Origin of the sequence: Streptomyces sudanensis (assembly GCF_023614315.1) — a bacterium.
Lineage (GTDB): Bacteria > Actinomycetota > Actinomycetes > Streptomycetales > Streptomycetaceae > Streptomyces > Streptomyces sudanensis.
In genome coordinates, this window is sequence record NZ_CP095474.1 from 1496995 (window position 1) to 1512265 (window position 15271).

The 15271-nt window shown below is 74.2% G+C and carries 10 protein-coding genes and 1 pseudogene; 5 read left to right on the forward strand and 6 right to left on the reverse strand.

Going from position 1 to position 15271, the window contains the following annotated elements; translation table 11 throughout:
- Window positions 1-66: 66 nt before the first annotated feature.
- The gene (locus tag MW084_RS06890) at window positions 67-840 is read right to left on the reverse strand and encodes a S1 family peptidase (RefSeq protein WP_010475770.1); all 774 of its coding nucleotides are present in this window, start codon (window positions 838-840) and stop codon (window positions 67-69) included.
- Window positions 841-1049: 209 nt separating this feature from the next.
- Here MW084_RS06890 and MW084_RS06895 point away from each other — a divergent pair.
- The 4 genes and pseudogenes from MW084_RS06895 to MW084_RS06910 all read left to right on the forward strand — a co-directional run bounded on the left by MW084_RS06895 (window position 1050) and on the right by MW084_RS06910 (window position 5684).
- Window positions 1050-1951: pseudogene (locus MW084_RS06895) on the forward strand (hypothetical protein).
- A 60-nt stretch (window positions 1952-2011) separates the two neighbouring features.
- Window positions 2012-3520, forward strand: coding sequence for an ankyrin repeat domain-containing protein (locus tag MW084_RS06900; RefSeq protein WP_010475772.1), 1509 nt, complete (start codon window positions 2012-2014; stop codon window positions 3518-3520).
- A 336-nt stretch (window positions 3521-3856) separates the two neighbouring features.
- Complete coding sequence (locus tag MW084_RS06905; protein ID WP_010475773.1) at window positions 3857-4387, forward strand: hypothetical protein; 531 nt, start codon at window positions 3857-3859, stop codon at window positions 4385-4387.
- A 1054-nt stretch (window positions 4388-5441) separates the two neighbouring features.
- Complete coding sequence (locus MW084_RS06910) at window positions 5442-5684, forward strand: GntR family transcriptional regulator (RefSeq protein ID WP_029553909.1); 243 nt, start codon at window positions 5442-5444, stop codon at window positions 5682-5684.
- 257 nt (window positions 5685-5941) lie between these two features.
- On the opposite strand, the gene MW084_RS06915 is transcribed toward MW084_RS06910, so the two are convergent.
- Window positions 5942-6658 carry a VOC family protein gene (locus tag MW084_RS06915; protein WP_010475775.1) on the reverse strand — a complete coding sequence of 239 codons (717 nt, stop codon included), beginning with the start codon at window positions 6656-6658 and terminating at the stop codon, window positions 5942-5944.
- 459 nt (window positions 6659-7117) lie between these two features.
- On the opposite strand from MW084_RS06915, the gene MW084_RS06920 reads away from it, so the two are divergent.
- Entirely contained in the window at window positions 7118-7507 is a 390-nt protein-coding gene (locus MW084_RS06920) for a VOC family protein (RefSeq protein WP_010475776.1), read from the forward strand.
- A gap of 149 nt (window positions 7508-7656) precedes the next feature.
- Here MW084_RS06920 and MW084_RS06925 read toward each other — a convergent pair whose 3' ends face one another.
- The 4 genes from MW084_RS06925 to gltB form a co-directional block, all read right to left on the reverse strand.
- A complete protein-coding gene (locus MW084_RS06925; RefSeq protein ID WP_039829826.1) occupies window positions 7657-8031 on the reverse strand; it encodes a VOC family protein in 375 nt (124 codons plus the stop codon).
- A complete protein-coding gene (locus MW084_RS06930; RefSeq protein ID WP_010474179.1) occupies window positions 8028-8795 on the reverse strand; it encodes a VWA domain-containing protein in 768 nt (255 codons plus the stop codon). The genes MW084_RS06925 and MW084_RS06930 overlap by 4 nt, the downstream gene beginning before the upstream one ends.
- Before the next feature lie 168 nt (window positions 8796-8963).
- The gene (locus MW084_RS06935) at window positions 8964-10424 is read right to left on the reverse strand and encodes a glutamate synthase subunit beta (RefSeq protein ID WP_010474180.1); all 1461 of its coding nucleotides are present in this window, start codon (window positions 10422-10424) and stop codon (window positions 8964-8966) included.
- Window positions 10417-14979 (reverse strand): glutamate synthase large subunit, encoded by a 4563-nt coding sequence (gene gltB / locus MW084_RS06940; protein WP_039829827.1) that lies wholly within the window; start codon window positions 14977-14979, stop codon window positions 10417-10419. Before gltB ends, MW084_RS06935 begins: the two co-directional genes overlap by 8 nt.
- Window positions 14980-15271 lie beyond the last annotated feature (292 nt).

Genomic DNA, 15271 nt, shown 5'->3' on the forward strand with positions numbered 1-15271 from the left:
GCAGGTCCGCGGTGGTGCCGGACCTGCCTCGTGCCGGGGGTGTGGTGTGTCGGGTGGCTCAGGGGGTCACAGGGTGGCGGCTGCCGACTTGATGGCGGAGGCGAAGGTGGAGACCTCGGTGTAGACGCCGGGGTAGTTGGGGCGGGCGCAGCCGTAGCCCCAGCTCACGATGCCGACCTGGATCCAGGCGCCGTTGGCGTCGCGGCGGAACATGGGGCCGCCGGAGTCGCCCTGGCAGGTGTCGGTGCCGCCGCTGGCGTAGCCGGCGCACATCTCCTCGGAGGGGATGAGTTCCTTGTAGGACTGCTGGCAGGTGGCGTCGGAGACGAAGGGCACCTGGGCCTTGAGGAGGTAGCGCTGCTGGCTGCCGCCTTCGCGGTTGGCGCCCCAGCCGGCGACGGTGAAGGTGCCGGTGTTGTAGGTGGTGGTGGTGGCGATGTTGAGGGTGGGGAGGTTGATGGGCTGGGCGAGCTTGATGAGTGCCCAGTCCTTGCCGGAGCCGTTGTAGCCGGGGGCCTGGAGGACCTTGGTGGAGCGGACCTTGATGGCGGAGGTGCTCTGGAGGTCGACCACGCCGGCGGTGGCGGTGATGCTGGTGTTGTCGCCGGAGCCGCTGACGCAGTGGGCGGCGGTGAGGACGACCTGGGGGGAGATGAGGGAGCCGCCGCAGCCCATGGAGAGGCGGACCATCCAGGGGAATTCGCCCTGGGCCGCGCGGGTGCCGCCGACGACGGGGGCGGGGGCGGCGGAGGCGGAGGTGGGCTGGAGGCTGACGGCGGCGAGGACGACGGCGCCGGCGGCGGCGAACCTCTTGAGGGCGCGTACCAGTGTCTTCTTCAACTGCTTGCCTTCCGTGGGGGGTTGCGGCTTGCGCGTCACGGACCTCACGTCTTGATGACATGAGCCCGTCAAGGCGTAGACGGGATTATCCGGAGGTCCGCGCGCGGGGCGCAAGCCTCCTCTTTCGGCCATCCGGCGGTCGTCGCCGTACGGTGGGAGGAGGGCCGGAATCGCACCGCTTGGGAGCGCTGGACGTGGCAGAGGACAGGGTGGACGGGGCCGGGGGCGACGTCGTCCACGGCTTCCCGCACCTGGCCACGGTGCGGGCGGCGATCACCGCGCTGTACCGGCGGATCTCGCCCGAGGGGCTGTACGCGTACGCGGGCAGTGTCGCCCCCGCCGACGTGGCCTTCGCCGACGTCGACGACCTGCACCTGGGGGCGCACCGGGTGGCCGGGGCGCTGGTGCGGCAGCTTCGGCTCCCCCGGGCGCGGATGGTCGTGGGCTTCCGGTCGATGGAGCACGCGGCGAGCGTGGAGCTGACGGCGGGGCCGGAGTACTTCGTCGAGCTGAACGACCGGTTCCGGACACACCGGCGGGACATCGGCGCGGCTCTCGCCCACGAGATCACCCATGTGCTACTGCACCGCCTGGACCTGGCGTTCCCCGGCGTCCGGGACAACGAGATCCTCACCGACACCGCCACCGCCTACCTGGGCGCGGGGTGGCTGCTGCTGGACGCCTACCGGGAGGACGCGGTGTCCAGCCAGAAGCTGGGCTACCTCACTCCGGAGGAGTTCGGGTACGTGCTGGCCAAGCGGGCGCGGGTGTTCGGCGAGGACCCCTCGCCGTGGTTCACCAGCCCGCAGGCGTACGCGGCGTACGAGTGCGGGCGGGACGAGGCGCTGTACGACGAGCGGCGGCCCCCGCTGGTGGCGGCGGGGTGGGCGGGCCGGCACCGGTACGCGAGGGAGCGCCGCCGGTACGCGCAGGGTGATGCGGACGCCGCCGCGCCGGCCGGGGCCGGGTATGCCTTCGAGGGTGTAGTAAGCTCGGGATGTGGGTGTCGTTCCCGTGTCCGACGTGCCGGCAGCGGGTGCGGGTGCCGGTGCGGGGCCGGGTGCGGGCGCGGTGCGGGCTGTGCCGCACGGTGCTGGAGTGCGACACGTGAGGGGTCTGTTCGGGGGTGTGTTTGTTTGCGGGCGGGCGGCGCGCGGGTGAGGGTCGGGGTATGACGATGGTGCCCGCCCCTGTCCACAAGGATCTGTTCGAGGCCGTCCACGGAGGTGACGACGACGCCGTGGTGCGGCTGCTGAGGTCGGGCGCGCCCGCCGAGGCCACCGACGAGGAGGGCGACACCGCCCTGTACACCGCCGCGGTGGGCGGCCGCACGGGGATCGTGCGGCTGCTGCTGGCCGCCGGGGCCGACCCGGGGCGGGCCAGCGGGGAGGGCGGCGGCGACCTGCCGCTGTGCGGTGCGGCGTGCCACGGCCACACCGGGGCGGTGCGGGCGCTGCTGGCGGCGGGGGCGTGGCCGGACCAGCGCGCGGAGTTCGGGTGGACGGCGCTGGCCTGGGCGGTGCGCCAGGGGCACGCCGGCACGGTGCGGGCGTTGCTGGAGTACGGCGCCGACCCGGGGGCCGCGGGGCCGGACGGGGCGGTGCCGCTGGTGGCGGCGGCGCGGCGCGGGTCGGTGCCGGTGGTGCGGGCGCTGCTGGAGCACGGTGCGCCGGGGCGGGCCGAGGCGCTGGCGGAGGCCCGCGCGTGGCTCGGCCGGGACGTGGAGCGCGTCCTGCGGGACGGGCTGGCGGAGGCGTACGGGGACGGGATCGAGACCGTGACGCGGCGCGTCGCGGAGGGCGGCGGGGTGACGCTCGTGGTGGAGGTCCTGCGGGACGGGCGGCCGGTCGCCGGGCGCGAGCAGCAGACCGGGCACGCCGCGATCGCGACGCTGCTGGAGGCCGCCCTGGGCGAGCGCCCGCCGTACGACGAGTTGGCCGGGCGGGCGCTGCGCTGCGGCGACCCGTCGCGGGAGGACTGGGCGCGGGCCGCGGAGGTGCTGGGGCGGCGCGGGGACGAGGAGACGTTCGCGGCGGCGGCCGCGTGGTGCGCGGACGGGGACCCGCTGCGGCAGGCGTTCGGCGCGGACGTGCTGGCCCGGCTCGCCGCCTCGGGCGGGCGGGCCGGGGTGTTCGCCGCGCGGGCGGTGCCGGTGCTGCGGGAGCTGGCCCGGGAGGCGCGGGAGGCGGAGGTGGTCCTGTCGGTGGTGCGGGCGCTCGGGGCGCAGGGCGACGCGTCGGTGCTGCCCGACGTGCTGCGGCACGCCGTCCACCCGGATGTGCGCGTGCGGCGCGGGGTCGCCGCGGCCGTGACCGGGCTCCTCCCGGCGGGGCACCGGGAGGGGGTGGCCGCGCTGGTCGCGCTGGCCCGCGACGGGGACGCGGCGGTGCGGGCGGCGGCGGTGCGGGCCCTGGCGGTCTCCCCGGACGACTCCCCCACCGTGCGGGGCGCCCTGGCCGCCCGGCTGGACGGCGGGGAACCGGACTCGGTCGTCGTCGCGGAGGCCGCGCGCGGCCTGGCGGCGCGCGGGGACGGGCGCGCCGTGGAGGCGCTGGAGGCGCTGCTGGCGACGGCGGACCCGGACGGGCCGGCGTACGCGGTGGCGCTGGCCGCCGTGGAGGACGTACGGGACGCGGCGGCGCGGCGGCGCCTGGAGTCGGTGCCGCGGCGGCGGGGCTGAGCCTTCCGGGCGCCCGCCGGGTCGGGCTTCCAGGGCCGGGGGTTCCGGGCGCCTGCCGGGTTTGGGTCTCGCGGTTGGTTCCGGCGAGGCGGCGGTGGGTGGTTGCCGGTGGTCGCCGGCGTGCCGCATGTCTGGCGGGCCGCCGTGGCCTCGTCGAGCGCGGCTTCCTTCACGAGGACCATCGGGGGCTTCGGCTTCGCCGGGCCGGTCCGGTACAGCCGGGCCCACCGCTTTCCGCCGCGGCGTTCGATCCGTTCGGCTTCGGGTGCACTCGGGTGTCCGAGGTGCGGATCGGCGGGCAACCGGCCTGTCGGTGCCGGCGGTTAGGGTCCGCACATGACCGGTGACCGGATGGTGCGCAGCTTCTACGACCTGGCCTTCGGGGTCGATCCCGGGGGAGCCAGGAAGGACACCCACTACGTGCGGGGCAGCCTTGAGGAGGTGCGGCACGATCTGGCCGCGGAGCTCGCCGAGGAGATCAACCTGTATCTGCTCTGCTGGTACGGCGCCCGCCTGACCCTGGACGTCTACCAGCAGGGGAAACGGACCGACTCGATCGACCTGCACCCGTTCCTCACGATTTCGGTAGCGGGCCACCCGGACATCACGTTCACCGGGCCCGGGGAGCCGGTGGGGTACGACTTCGAGGCGGACGAGGATGCGGAGGACGAGACCACGACCCTCTCCCACCGCATGTTCGCCGGAGAGCTCGGGGATGCGGTCGAGGTCACCGTCGACTGGGACCGCATCGAAGTGCCGCCCCTGATCGGGGAAGTGGCGCGCGAGGGAGACCATGTCGCGCTGCACCCGCTGCCCGGCCGTTTCGGGCACACCGCCGAGTACGGCTGTCAGGACTTCGGGGGATGACCTCCCGCCCGGGGCGGCGGTGGCGAACCGGCCGGCGCCCCGGGCCGCGGCATCGGCGGTGACGTGCTCCTTCCCGCTCACGGCCGGGGTGGTGTGTGTGGCCGGGCGGCCTGTCCGAGCCCTCGCCCTTCCGCGGGGCGGGTAGGCGAGGGCCGGGCGGAGTGTCAGATCGACGCTGGAACGGGTGGATGTCGTCGCCGCCGCGGAAGTCGCCCCCGGCCGGGGTGGGCGGCGTGGAGGTGGGGGCGGAGCGAACCGGTATCGCGGTGGGTGGTCGGGGACGACGGTCAGGGTGGTCCCGGACGGGGGTCGGCAGCCGATGCCCGCGCCTCCTCGCCCCGACCGCCGACCGCCGACTGAACCGGGTGCTCTCACCCCGGCGGGCGACAGCGGGCACGGCGCGGCAACGGCGGTCCGTGCGGGTCAGGCCGCCGCATGCCGTGCCCTCACCCGCGTACGCGTGCCGTGCGGTGGGGCTCTGCGGTGAGGGGCGCCGCCGTCCGGTGTTCCGGGCCGTTCTCGGCGGTGCAGCGACGGCACCGGCACGGCGGCCACTGCGATGACAGCGGCGGCGGTCCGGCCTTCCTCTCGGTGATCTCGACTGTCTCGCTCCATGTCCTCCCGCCGTCACGGGAGACGCGGAGGGTCATCAGCGCCTTGCCGGTCATACCGCCGCCCCCGGCATGCGGTTCTGCACCATTGCCACCGGCGTGCGCCGCCTTTCCCACCGTTCATGGGCCACGTAGTACGGGCGCACCAGGGGCAGGGCACCGGCGTCGATCACGGGGAACACGACCCGGGAGGTCACCAGAAGCCTCCGGGCGGGGGTGGGTTCTGGTGCGGCTTGTGCGCGGCGCCGGCCGCGGGGAGGCAGGAGCCGGGTCAATAAGGCTTCCAGTAGGCTTTTCATGTCGTTTCGCTCCTCATCGGTGATCGACCGCGCCCCGGGACGTTCGCAGCGTCGCCGGGGTCTTTCTCTGCCTGACGCACTACCCGCAGATACCCACGGTTATCCACGGATGCGCAGATGTTTGCGGTCATTCACGCTGAGGCCATGGAGCTTGATCACTCGCGTCCGCTGTGGCGACAGATCGCAGCGGAGCTCATTCGACGCATCAAGGACGGCACCTACCCGCCGGGGAGCCGCGTCCCGTCGACGCTGGCGATCGCCCAAGAGTTCGGCGTGGTGAACGCCACCGCGGCGAAGGCCATGCGGCATCTGCGCGAAGAGGGGTGGACGCGCGGGGAGGTCGGGCTCGGAACCTTCGTCATGGATCCGCTTCCGCGAGCCGAGTAGGGAACGTCCCTGCTCATCAGATAGCGGCCTGCCGGTGAGCCGTCGACAGGGAGCGTTCGCGTCGGCCAGGACCTCCCTGCCTGTGCCGCCGGGGCGGCTTCGGCCGGAGGCGAGACCCTCGGCGAGGGCGCGTCCGGGGGAGCCACGCCGTCCACGACGACCCGTGGGGCACGGCCCGCCATGGTCGTGTTCCCCAGTCCCGGACGCCCCGCCGACGCGCGTTCGTAGAGCGCGGGCCGCCCAGGGCCGGAACCCCGCTACCGGGAGCGGTGTACGGAGAACTCGTTGCCGTCCGGGTCGAGCATCGGCGTCCGGCCGTCCTCGCCGGTGCCGGCGCGGGTCGCGCCGAGCGAGACCAGGCGGTCCACCTCCGCCCCCATGTCGTCGCCGGCGGGGACCACCAGCTCGAAGCGCAGCCGGTTCGGGCCGGTCTTCGGCGCCACCGGGGGGCCGCCCCAGGTGATCTTCGTACCGCCGTCCGGTGACTGGATCGCGGTCTCCTGGTCCTGGTCCCAGACCAGCGGCCACCCCAGCGCCCTGCTCCAGAAGTAGCCGACCTCCTGCGTGCCATCGCAGGCCAGCGCCCCGATGGAACCGGTGTCGGCGAGGAACCGGTTGCCCGCCTCGATGACGCAGAACTCGTTGCCCTCCGGATCGGCGAGCACCACGTGCGCGTCCTCCGGGGTCTGGCCCACGTCGAAGTGTTCCCCGCCGAGTTCCAGTGCCCTGGCCACCGTCCGCCGCTGGTCGTCCGGGGAGGTGCTCGTCAGGTCGAAGTGCGCCCGGTTCCGGCCGGTCTTGGACTCCCGGGTCGGCAGGAAGCGTATGCGGAACCCGGTGGGGTCGGGGGGCAGGAGCGCGGTGCCGCCGTCCGGATCGGCGTCCGGCTCCCAGCCCAGGATCCCGGACCAGAACCGTGCCAGGTCGGCGGGCCGGGTCGCGTCGAAGCAGATGGCGAACAGTCGACTGGTCATGTTCCGTGTGTCTCCGATCCGTCGGCCGCCGACACGGCGCCCGGTCCTCCCCGGCGGGCGCAGCCTAGGGCGGCGGTGCGGCACCCGCATCCGGTTTTCCGCCGCGGGCCCGCGGCTCCCGCCCCGGGTGACGGTCGTGCGGGAGTACCGCCGTCCGCGTCGCCGGCCGGGGCGGCCCGTGTCGCAGGGGTGTGACCGGCCGGCCCCCGGGGAGCGCACGGGTGCGGGTACGGCGGTACGGGCGGCCGGGCCGGGGCGGCCGGTCGTTGTCCGGTTCGGGCCGGCCGGGGGTATGTGTGTGCCCGGGGCGGCGGTGGCGGTGCCCGCCGGTCCGCACCGGTGGAGTCCGCACCGGTGGAGTCCGCGCCGGTGAAGTCCGCGCCGGTGGAGTCCGCGCCCGTGGGGTGCCGGCCCGTTCCGGTCCGGCTCCGGGCACCGTCCGTACGGTCAGGGAGAGTCATGACGAGCAGGTTCACCGAGTTGGCCGTCGACTGCCGCGATCCGGAGAGGCTCGCGGCCTTCTGGTGCGAGGTCCTGGACTTCCGGGTGCTCGACCGGCGGGAGGGCCTGGTCGAGATCGGGTCCCGCGTGCCGGCCGTCGAGGAGGTCCGGGCCCGCCAGACGGCGCCGACCCTGGTGTTCCTCCGGGTGCCCGAGGACAAGACCGTGAAGAACCGGCTCCACCTGGACGTCAGCCCGGTCGACGGCAGCACCGAGGACGAGGTGGCCAGGCTGCTCGGCCTCGGCGCCACCAGGGCGGACGTGGGCCAGGGGCCGGGCCGGAGCTGGGTGGTCATGGCCGATCCGGAGGGCAACGAGTTCTGCGTCCTGCGGAGTCTGGCGCCGTAGGGCCGGGCGCGACCGCGGCGCCCCGGGAAACCGCGCCACCGGGAAGCCGCGCCGCCGGGGCGGGGGCTCGTGGCGGCGGCCGGGCGCGCGGTCCGGGGCACGCCGCCCGCGTCCGCCGGGGCGGGCCGGGCGCGCCGCCCGCGCCCGGGTCAGGCCGCGCGTTCGGCGGCGCCGCGTTCGACGCAGAACTCGTTGCCCTCCGGATCGGCGAGGACCGCCCACCCCGTGCCGTCCGGGCGGCGCCGGTCGGAGACGAGCCGCGCGCCGAGGGCGAGGAGCCGGGTCACCTCCTCGTCGCGGGTGCGGTCCCGCGGCTGGAGGTCGAGGTGCACCCGGTTCTTGACGGTCGTGCGCTCCGGGACGGCCACGAACAGCAGGCCGGCCCCCGGCGCCCGCACGGTGGCCTCCGGGGCGCCGGGGCGGTCGTCGTCGGCGAGGGGCGTTTCGAGGGCGGCGGACCGGAAGGAGGCCGGTGCGTACGCACCGGCGCAGTCGACGGTCACGTGTCTCACGAGGGAACTCATGGGACCGGTCTGCCGTTCGGTGCCGCCGGTGCTGCTTCCGGCGCCGTCCCCGGGAGGATGCCGCGGGCGCGGGCGGCGGCGAGCCAGGAGGGGAACTCCCCCACCAGCCGGTCGTACAGGACGTCGTCGGGGACCCGGAGCGGGTCGGTCCCGGCGTGGAAGAAGCCGGTGTTGTCGACGGGCCGCCGCTGCGGTGCGGGCAGTTCGTCGAGGCGGCGCAGGAAGTCGAACTGGCTGCTGCCCGGGTCGCCGAAGCCCACGAACTGCCAGAACATCGGCAGCCGGGCCGCCTTGCAGACGTACTTCTCCGTGAGCGGCCGGTTGCCGGGGCCGCCGTCGGTCTGGAAGACGACGAGCGCCGGGGCGGTGGTGCCGCTGTCCAGGTGGTGGTCGATGACGGCGTCCATGGCGGTGTGGTAGTTGGTCCGGCCCATGTGGCCCAGGTCCGCCGCGATCCGGCCGATCCGTCCCCGGTGGCCGGCGAGTTCGATGTCGGCGACGGCGTCCACGCCGGTGGAGAAGAAGACGACCGGGACGCGCCCGTCGTCGTCGAGGTGCGCGGCGAGTCCCAGCACCCGGTCCGCCAGGGCCTGGACGCTGCCGTCCCGGTAGTAGGGGCGCATGGAGCCGGAGTGGTCGACGACCAGGTAGACCGCCGCGCGCTGCCCCTCCAGGCCGTGTTTGCGCAGGGAGACACCCGCGCGCTTGTACAGATCGACCAGCACGGGCGCGGTCTGCTCGATCTTGCGAAGGTCGATGGCCATACGTGCTCCCCCCGTGCGCGGTACTCCGTGCGGTGTGCCGCGTGCCCACCGCACGGTACGCCACGGCACGGTACGCCGCGGCGGGAACGGCCGCGGCGNCGCNCGCCGGGCGTCCGGTGCCGGACGTGGCGGGCGCCGCCGCGGCGCGGGGCGCGGGGTGCGGCCGGGTCAGACGGTCAGGGCGCGGTCGGTCGGGCGGATCGGGGCGGGCAGGTCGCTGGCGCCGGTCAGGTACCGGTCCACTCCGCGGGCGGCGGAGCGGCCCTCGGCGATGGCCCACACGATGAGCGACTGGCCGCGGCCCGCGTCGCCGGCGGCGAAGACGCCGGGCACGTTGGTCTGGAAGTCGGCGCCGCGGGCGATGTTGCCGCGCTCGTCGAGTTCCAGGCCGAACTGCTCGACCAGGCCGTTGGCGACGTCGGTGCCGGTGAAGCCCATGGCGAGGGTGACGAGCTGGGCGGGGATCCGCCGTTCGGTGCCGGGCCTGGGCGTCGGCCTCCCACCGGTGAACTCCACCTCGACCAGGTGTAGCCACTGCACGTTGCCGTCCGCGTCGCCCTCGAAGCGGGTGGTGGAGACGGAGTAGATCCGCTCGCCGCCCTCCTCGTGGGCCGAGGTGACCTTGTACAGCAGGGGGAACGTCGGCCACGGCTGGTGCGGTGCCCGCTCCTCCCCCGGCCTGGGCATGATCTCCAGCTGGGTGACGGACAGGGCGCCCTGGCGGTGGGCGGTGCCCACGCAGTCGGCGCCGGTGTCGCCGCCGCCGATGACGACGACGTGCTTGCCCTCGGCGGTGATCGGCGGGGTGACGAGGTCGCCCTCCTGCACCTTGTTGGCGAGCGGCAGGTACTCCATCGCCTGGTGGACGCCCTTGAGGTCGCGGCCGGGGACGGGCAGGTCGCGGGCGGTGGTGGCGCCGGCCGCGACGACGACGGCGTCGTACCGCCTGCGCAGGTCGCCGGCGGTCAGGTCGCGGCCGATCTCGACGCCGGTGCGGAAGCGGGTGCCCTCGGCGCGCATCTGCTCGACGCGCCGGTTGATGTGCCGCTTCTCCATCTTGAACTCGGGGATGCCGTACCGGAGCAGTCCGCCGACGCGGTCGGCGCGCTCGTACACGGCGACCGTGTGGCCGGCGCGGGTGAGCTGCTGGGCGGCGGCGAGGCCGGCCGGGCCGGAGCCGACGACGGCGACGGTCCTGCCGGAGAGGCGCTCCGGGGGGCGGGGGGTGACGCTGCCGGACTCCCACGCCTTGTCGACGATCGAGACCTCGACGTTCTTGATGGTGACGGGCGGCTGGTCGATGCCGAGGACGCACGCCGCCTCGCAGGGGGCGGGGCACAGCCGCCCGGTGAACTCGGGGAAGTTGTTGGTGGCGTGCAGCCGCTCGTGGGCGGCACCCCAGTCCCCGCGGTGGACGAAGTCGTTCCACTCGGGGATGAGGTTTCCGAGGGGGCAGCCGTTGTGGCAGAACGGGATGCCGCAGTCCATGCACCGCGACGCCTGCCTGCCGACGATCGGCAGCAGGGAGCCGGGGACGTGGACCTCGTTCCAGTCCTTGACGCGCTCGGCCACGGGGCGGGTGGGGGCGGTCTCGCGCCCGGTGGTCAGGAAGCCCTTGGGGTCAGCCATGGTTCGCCGCCTCCATCATCTTCTCGGTGGTCTCGGTCTCGGAGAGACCGGCGAGCTCGGCGGCGTCCCTGGCGGCGAGCACGGCCTTGTACGCGGTGGGGGTGACCCTGCTGAAGCGGTCCGCGGCGGCGGGCCAGTCGGCGAGGAGCTTCCCGGCGACGGTGGAGCCGGTCTCCTCGTGGTGGCGGCGCACCACGTCGTGCAGCCACGTCCGGTCGGTGTCGTCGAGGGGTTCGACGGCCTGCCGGTTGCCGGGGTTGACGTCGTCCGGGTCGAGGTCGAGGACGTACGCGACACCGCCGGACATGCCGGCCGCGAAGTTCCGCCCGGTCTCGCCGAGGACGACGGCGCGGCCGCCGGTCATGTACTCGCAGCCGTGGTCGCCGACGCCCTCGGAGACCACCAGGGCGCCGGAGTTGCGGACGCAGAAGCGTTCGCCGGTGCGGCCGCGCAGGAACATCTCGCCGCCGGTCGCGCCGTAGGCGATGGTGTTGCCGGCGATGGTCGAGTACTCGGCCAGGTGGTCGGCGGCGCGGTCGGGGCGGACGACGATCCGGCCGCCGGACAGGCCCTTGCCGACGTAGTCGTTGGCGTCGCCCTCCAGGCGGAGGGTCACGCCGCGCGGTACGAACGCGCCGAACGACTGGCCGGCGGAGCCGGTGAAGGTGAGGTCGATCGTGTCGTCGGGCAGGCCCGCGCCGCCGAACCGCCTGGTCACCTCGTGACCGAGCATGGTGCCGACCGTGCGGTTGACGTTGCGGATGGGCAGCCGGGCGCGGACCGGGCGGGCGTCCTGGGCGCTCGCGGCGTCCAGGGCGTCGGCGGCCAGTTCGATGAGCTGGTTGTCCAGGGCCTTCTCCAGGCCGTGGTCCTGGTCGGCGGTCCGGTGGCGGGCGGCGCCCTCGGGCAGGTCGGGGACGTGGAAGAGGGGGGCCAGATCCAGGCCGCGGGCCTTCCAGTGGTCCACGGCGCGGGCGGTGTCGAGGACCTCGGCGCGGCCGACGGCCTCCTCCAGGGTGCGGAAGCCCAGTTCGGCGAGGAGTTCGCGGACCTCCTCGGCGATGAACTCGAAGAAGTTCCCGACGAATTCGGGCTTGCCGGAGAACCGTTCCCGCAGGACCGGGTTCTGGGTGGCGATGCCGACCGGGCAGGTGTCCAGGTGGCAGACGCGCATCATGACGCAGCCGGAGACGACGAGCGGCGCGGTGGCGAAGCCGAACTCCTCGGCGCCGAGGAGCGCGGCGACGACCACGTCGCGGCCGGTCTTCAGCTGGCCGTCGGTCTGGACGACGATCCGGTCGCGCAACCCGTTGAGCAGCAGGGTCTGCTGGGTCTCGGCGAGGCCGAGTTCCCAGGGGCCGCCCGCGTGCTTCAGCGAGGTGAGGGGGGAGGCGCCCGTTCCGCCGTCGTGTCCGGAGACGAGGACGACGTCCGCGTGGGCCTTGGACACGCCGGCGGCGACCGTGCCGACGCCGGCCTCGGACACCAGCTTCACGTGGATGCGGGCGGCCGGGTTGGCGTTCTTCAGGTCGTGGACGAGCTGCGCCAGGTCCTCGATGGAGTAGATGTCGTGGTGGGGCGGCGGGGAGATCAGGCCGACGCCGGGGGTGGAGCGGCGGGTCCTGGCGATCCACGGGTACACCTTGTGGCCGGGCAGCTGGCCGCCCTCGCCAGGCTTGGCGCCCTGGGCCATCTTGATCTGGATGTCGTCGGCGTTGACGAGGTACTCGCTGGTGACGCCGAAGCGGCCGGAGGCGACCTGCTTGATCGCGGAGCGGCGGGCCGGGTCGCGGAGGCGGTCGGGGTCCTCGCCGCCCTCGCCGGTGTTGGACTTGCCGCCCAGCCGGTTCATGGCGACGGCGAGGGTCTCGTGCGCCTCCCGGGAGATGGAGCCGTACGACATGGCGCCGGTGGAGAACCGCCTGACGATCTCGGCGGCCGGTTCGACCTCCTCGATCGGGATGGGGGGGCGGTCGGGGGCGAAGCCGAACAGGCCGCGCAGCGTCATCAGCCGCTCGGACTGCCCGTTCACCCGTTCGGTGTACTTCTTGAAGACGTCGTACCGCTTGGAGCGCGTGGCGTGCTGGAGGCGGAAGACCGTCTCGGGGTCGAACAGGTGCGGCTCGCCCTCGCGGCGCCACTGGTACTCGCCGCCGATCTCCAGGGCGCGGTGGGCCGGTGCGACGCCGCCGGCCGGGTACGCCTTGGCGTGGCGGGCGGCGACCTCCCCGGCGACGACGTCGAGGCCGACGCCGCCGATCCTGCTGGAGGTGCCGTCGAAGTACGCGGCGACGAAGTCCCGGTCCAGGCCGACCGCCTCGAAGACCTGGGCGCCCCGGTAGGAGGCGACGGTGGAGATGCCCATCTTCGACATGACCTTCAGCACGCCCTTGCCGAGGGCGTGGATCAGGTTGCGGATGGCCCGCTCGGGCTCGACGCCCTGGACGAACGTTCCGGCGCGGACGAGGTCCTCGACGGACTCCATGGCCAGGTACGGGTTGACGGCGGCGGCCCCGTAGCCGATGAGCAGGGCGACGTGGTGGACCTCGCGGACGTCGCCCGCCTCGACCAGCAGGCCGACCCGGGTGCGCTGCCTGGTGCGGATGAGGTGGTGGTGGACGGCGGAGGTGAGCAGCAGCGACGGGATCGGCGCGCGTTCGGTGTCGGAGTGCCGGTCGGACAGGACGATCAGGCGGGCGCCGCCCTCGATGGCGGCGTCGGCCTCGGCGCGGATCTCCTCGATCCGGGCGGCCAGCGCGTCGGCGCCGCCGGAGACCCGGTACAGGCCGGAGAGGGTGACGGCGGCCATGCCGGGCATGTCGCCGTCGGCGTTGATGTGGACGAGCTTGGCCAGTTCGTCGTTGTCGACGACCGGGAAGGGCAGGGTGACGCTGCGGCAGGACGCGGCGGTCGGCTCCAGCAGGTTGCCCTGCGGGCCGAGCGGGGAGATCAGCGAGGTGACGAGCTCCTCGCGGATGGCGTCCAGCGGCGGGTTGGTGACCTGCGCGAACAGCTGGGTGAAGTAGTCGAACAGCAGGCGCGGCCGGTCGGAGAGCGCGGCGATGGGCGTGTCGGTGCCCATGGAGCCGATCGGTTCGGCGCCGGTGCGGGCCATCGGCGCGAGGACGAGCCGCAGCTCCTCCTCGGTGTAGCCGAAGGTCTGCTGGCGCCGGGTGACCGAGGCGTGGGTGTGGACGACGTGCTCGCGTTCGGGCAGGTCCTCCAGTTCGATGATCCCGCCCTCCAGCCACTCCCGGTACGGGTGCCGGGCGGCGAGTTCCGCCTTGATCTCGTCGTCCTCGACGATGCGGTGCTCGGCGGTGTCGACGAGGAACATCCGGCCGGGCTGGAGGCGGCCCTTGCGGACGACCCTGCCGGGTTCGACGTCGAGGACGCCGACCTCGGAGGAGAGGACGACCAGGCCGTCGTCGGTGACCCAGTAGCGGCCGGGGCGCAGGCCGTTGCGGTCCAGGACGGCGCCGGCGCGGGTGCCGTCGGTGAAGGTGATGCAGGCGGGGCCGTCCCAGGGCTCCATCATCGTGGAGTGGTACCGGTAGAAGGCGCGCCGGTCGGGGTCCATGGAGTCGTGGTTCTCCCACGCCTCGGGGACCATCATCAGCACCGCGTGGGGCAGGGAGCGGCCGCCGAGGTGGAGCAGTTCCAGGACCTCGTCGAAGGAGGCGGAGTCGGAGGCGTCCGGGGTGCAGATCGGGAGGATCCGCTCCAGGGCGCCGTCGCCGAAGAGGCCGGAGGCGAGCTGGGACTCGCGGGCGCGCATCCAGTTGCGGTTGCCCCTGACGGTGTTGATCTCCCCGTTGTGGGCGACGAAGCGGTACGGGTGGGCGAGCGGCCAGCTCGGGAAGGTGTTGGTGGAGAAGCGGGAGTGGACCAGGGCGAGCGCGCTGGCGGTGCGGCGGTCGGACAGGTCGGGGAAGAACGGCTCCAGCTGCCCGGTGGTGAGCATGCCCTTGTAGACCAGGGTGCGGGCGGACAGCGACGCGAAGTAGACGCCCAGCTCGCGTTCGGCGCGCTTGCGCAGCACGAAGGCCCTGCGGTCCAGGTCGATGCCGGTGCTGCCGGTGCCGTCGGTGAGGAACAGCTGGCGGAAGGCCGGCATGGTGGCGCGGGCGGCGGCGCCGAGGAGTTCCGGGGTGACGGGCACCTCGCGCCAGCCGAGGACGGTCAGGCCCTCCTCGGCGGCGAGCTCCTCGATCCGCGGGACGGCCTCGTCGGCGGCGTCCCCGGGGAGGAAGGCGGTGCCGACGGCGTACGCGCCGGCCTCGGGCAGTTCGAACCCGGCGGCCTCGCGCAGGAACGCGTCGGGGACCTGGATGAGGATGCCCGCGCCGTCGCCGGAGTCGGGCTCGGAACCGGTGGCGCCGCGGTGCTCCAGGTTGCGCAGCACGTCCAGCGCCTGCCGGAGCAGTTCGTGGCTGGGGACGCCGGTGAGGGTGGCCACCAGTCCGACGCCGCAGGCGTCGTGTTCGTGGCGGGGGTCGTACATCCCCTGCGGAGCGGGGCGACTGTCCATGGGCGACCAGGCATCGGCGCGCATCGGCTCTCCCGTCGTCGTCGTGGCACGTGTGGATGCCGAAGGGACGACGTTGGCCCTCCGCTGAAGTCTCGCGTAGGTCACATGATGAAACGTTTCCCAGGAGATGGATACCCCGTTCCACCATGCGGACGGGGGGTGGCGGTGCCGCGGGGGCGGCGCCGCCGNGNCCCCGTCGGTNNCNNTGGGCGGGGCCCGCGGCCTTTTCGGGGAGGAGGCGGGCTCCGTCGCCCGCGGCGTCCACGGCTGATCCCCCGTCGCGGAGGGGCCGAAACCGCCGGGCGGCGGTCGCCCG

Excerpts from the sequence above, each read along its gene's own strand:
- MW084_RS06900 (WP_010475772.1), top strand. The coding sequence starts at position 2,012 with ATGACGATGGTGCCCGCCCCTGTCCACAAGGATCTGTTCGAGGCCGTC.
- MW084_RS06905 (WP_010475773.1), top strand. The coding sequence starts at position 3,857 with ATGACCGGTGACCGGATGGTGCGCAGCTTCTACGACCTGGCCTTCGGG.
- MW084_RS06910 (WP_029553909.1), top strand. The coding sequence starts at position 5,442 with ATGGAGCTTGATCACTCGCGTCCGCTGTGGCGACAGATCGCAGCGGAG.
- MW084_RS06915 (WP_010475775.1), bottom strand. The coding sequence starts at position 6,658 with ATGACCAGTCGACTGTTCGCCATCTGCTTCGACGCGACCCGGCCCGCC.
- MW084_RS06920 (WP_010475776.1), top strand. The coding sequence starts at position 7,118 with ATGACGAGCAGGTTCACCGAGTTGGCCGTCGACTGCCGCGATCCGGAG.
- MW084_RS06925 (WP_039829826.1), bottom strand. The coding sequence starts at position 8,031 with ATGAGTTCCCTCGTGAGACACGTGACCGTCGACTGCGCCGGTGCGTAC.
- MW084_RS06930 (WP_010474179.1), bottom strand. The coding sequence starts at position 8,795 with ATGGCCATCGACCTTCGCAAGATCGAGCAGACCGCGCCCGTGCTGGTC.
- MW084_RS06935 (WP_010474180.1), bottom strand. The coding sequence starts at position 10,424 with ATGGCTGACCCCAAGGGCTTCCTGACCACCGGGCGCGAGACCGCCCCC.
- gltB (WP_039829827.1), bottom strand. The coding sequence starts at position 14,979 with ATGCGCGCCGATGCCTGGTCGCCCATGGACAGTCGCCCCGCTCCGCAG.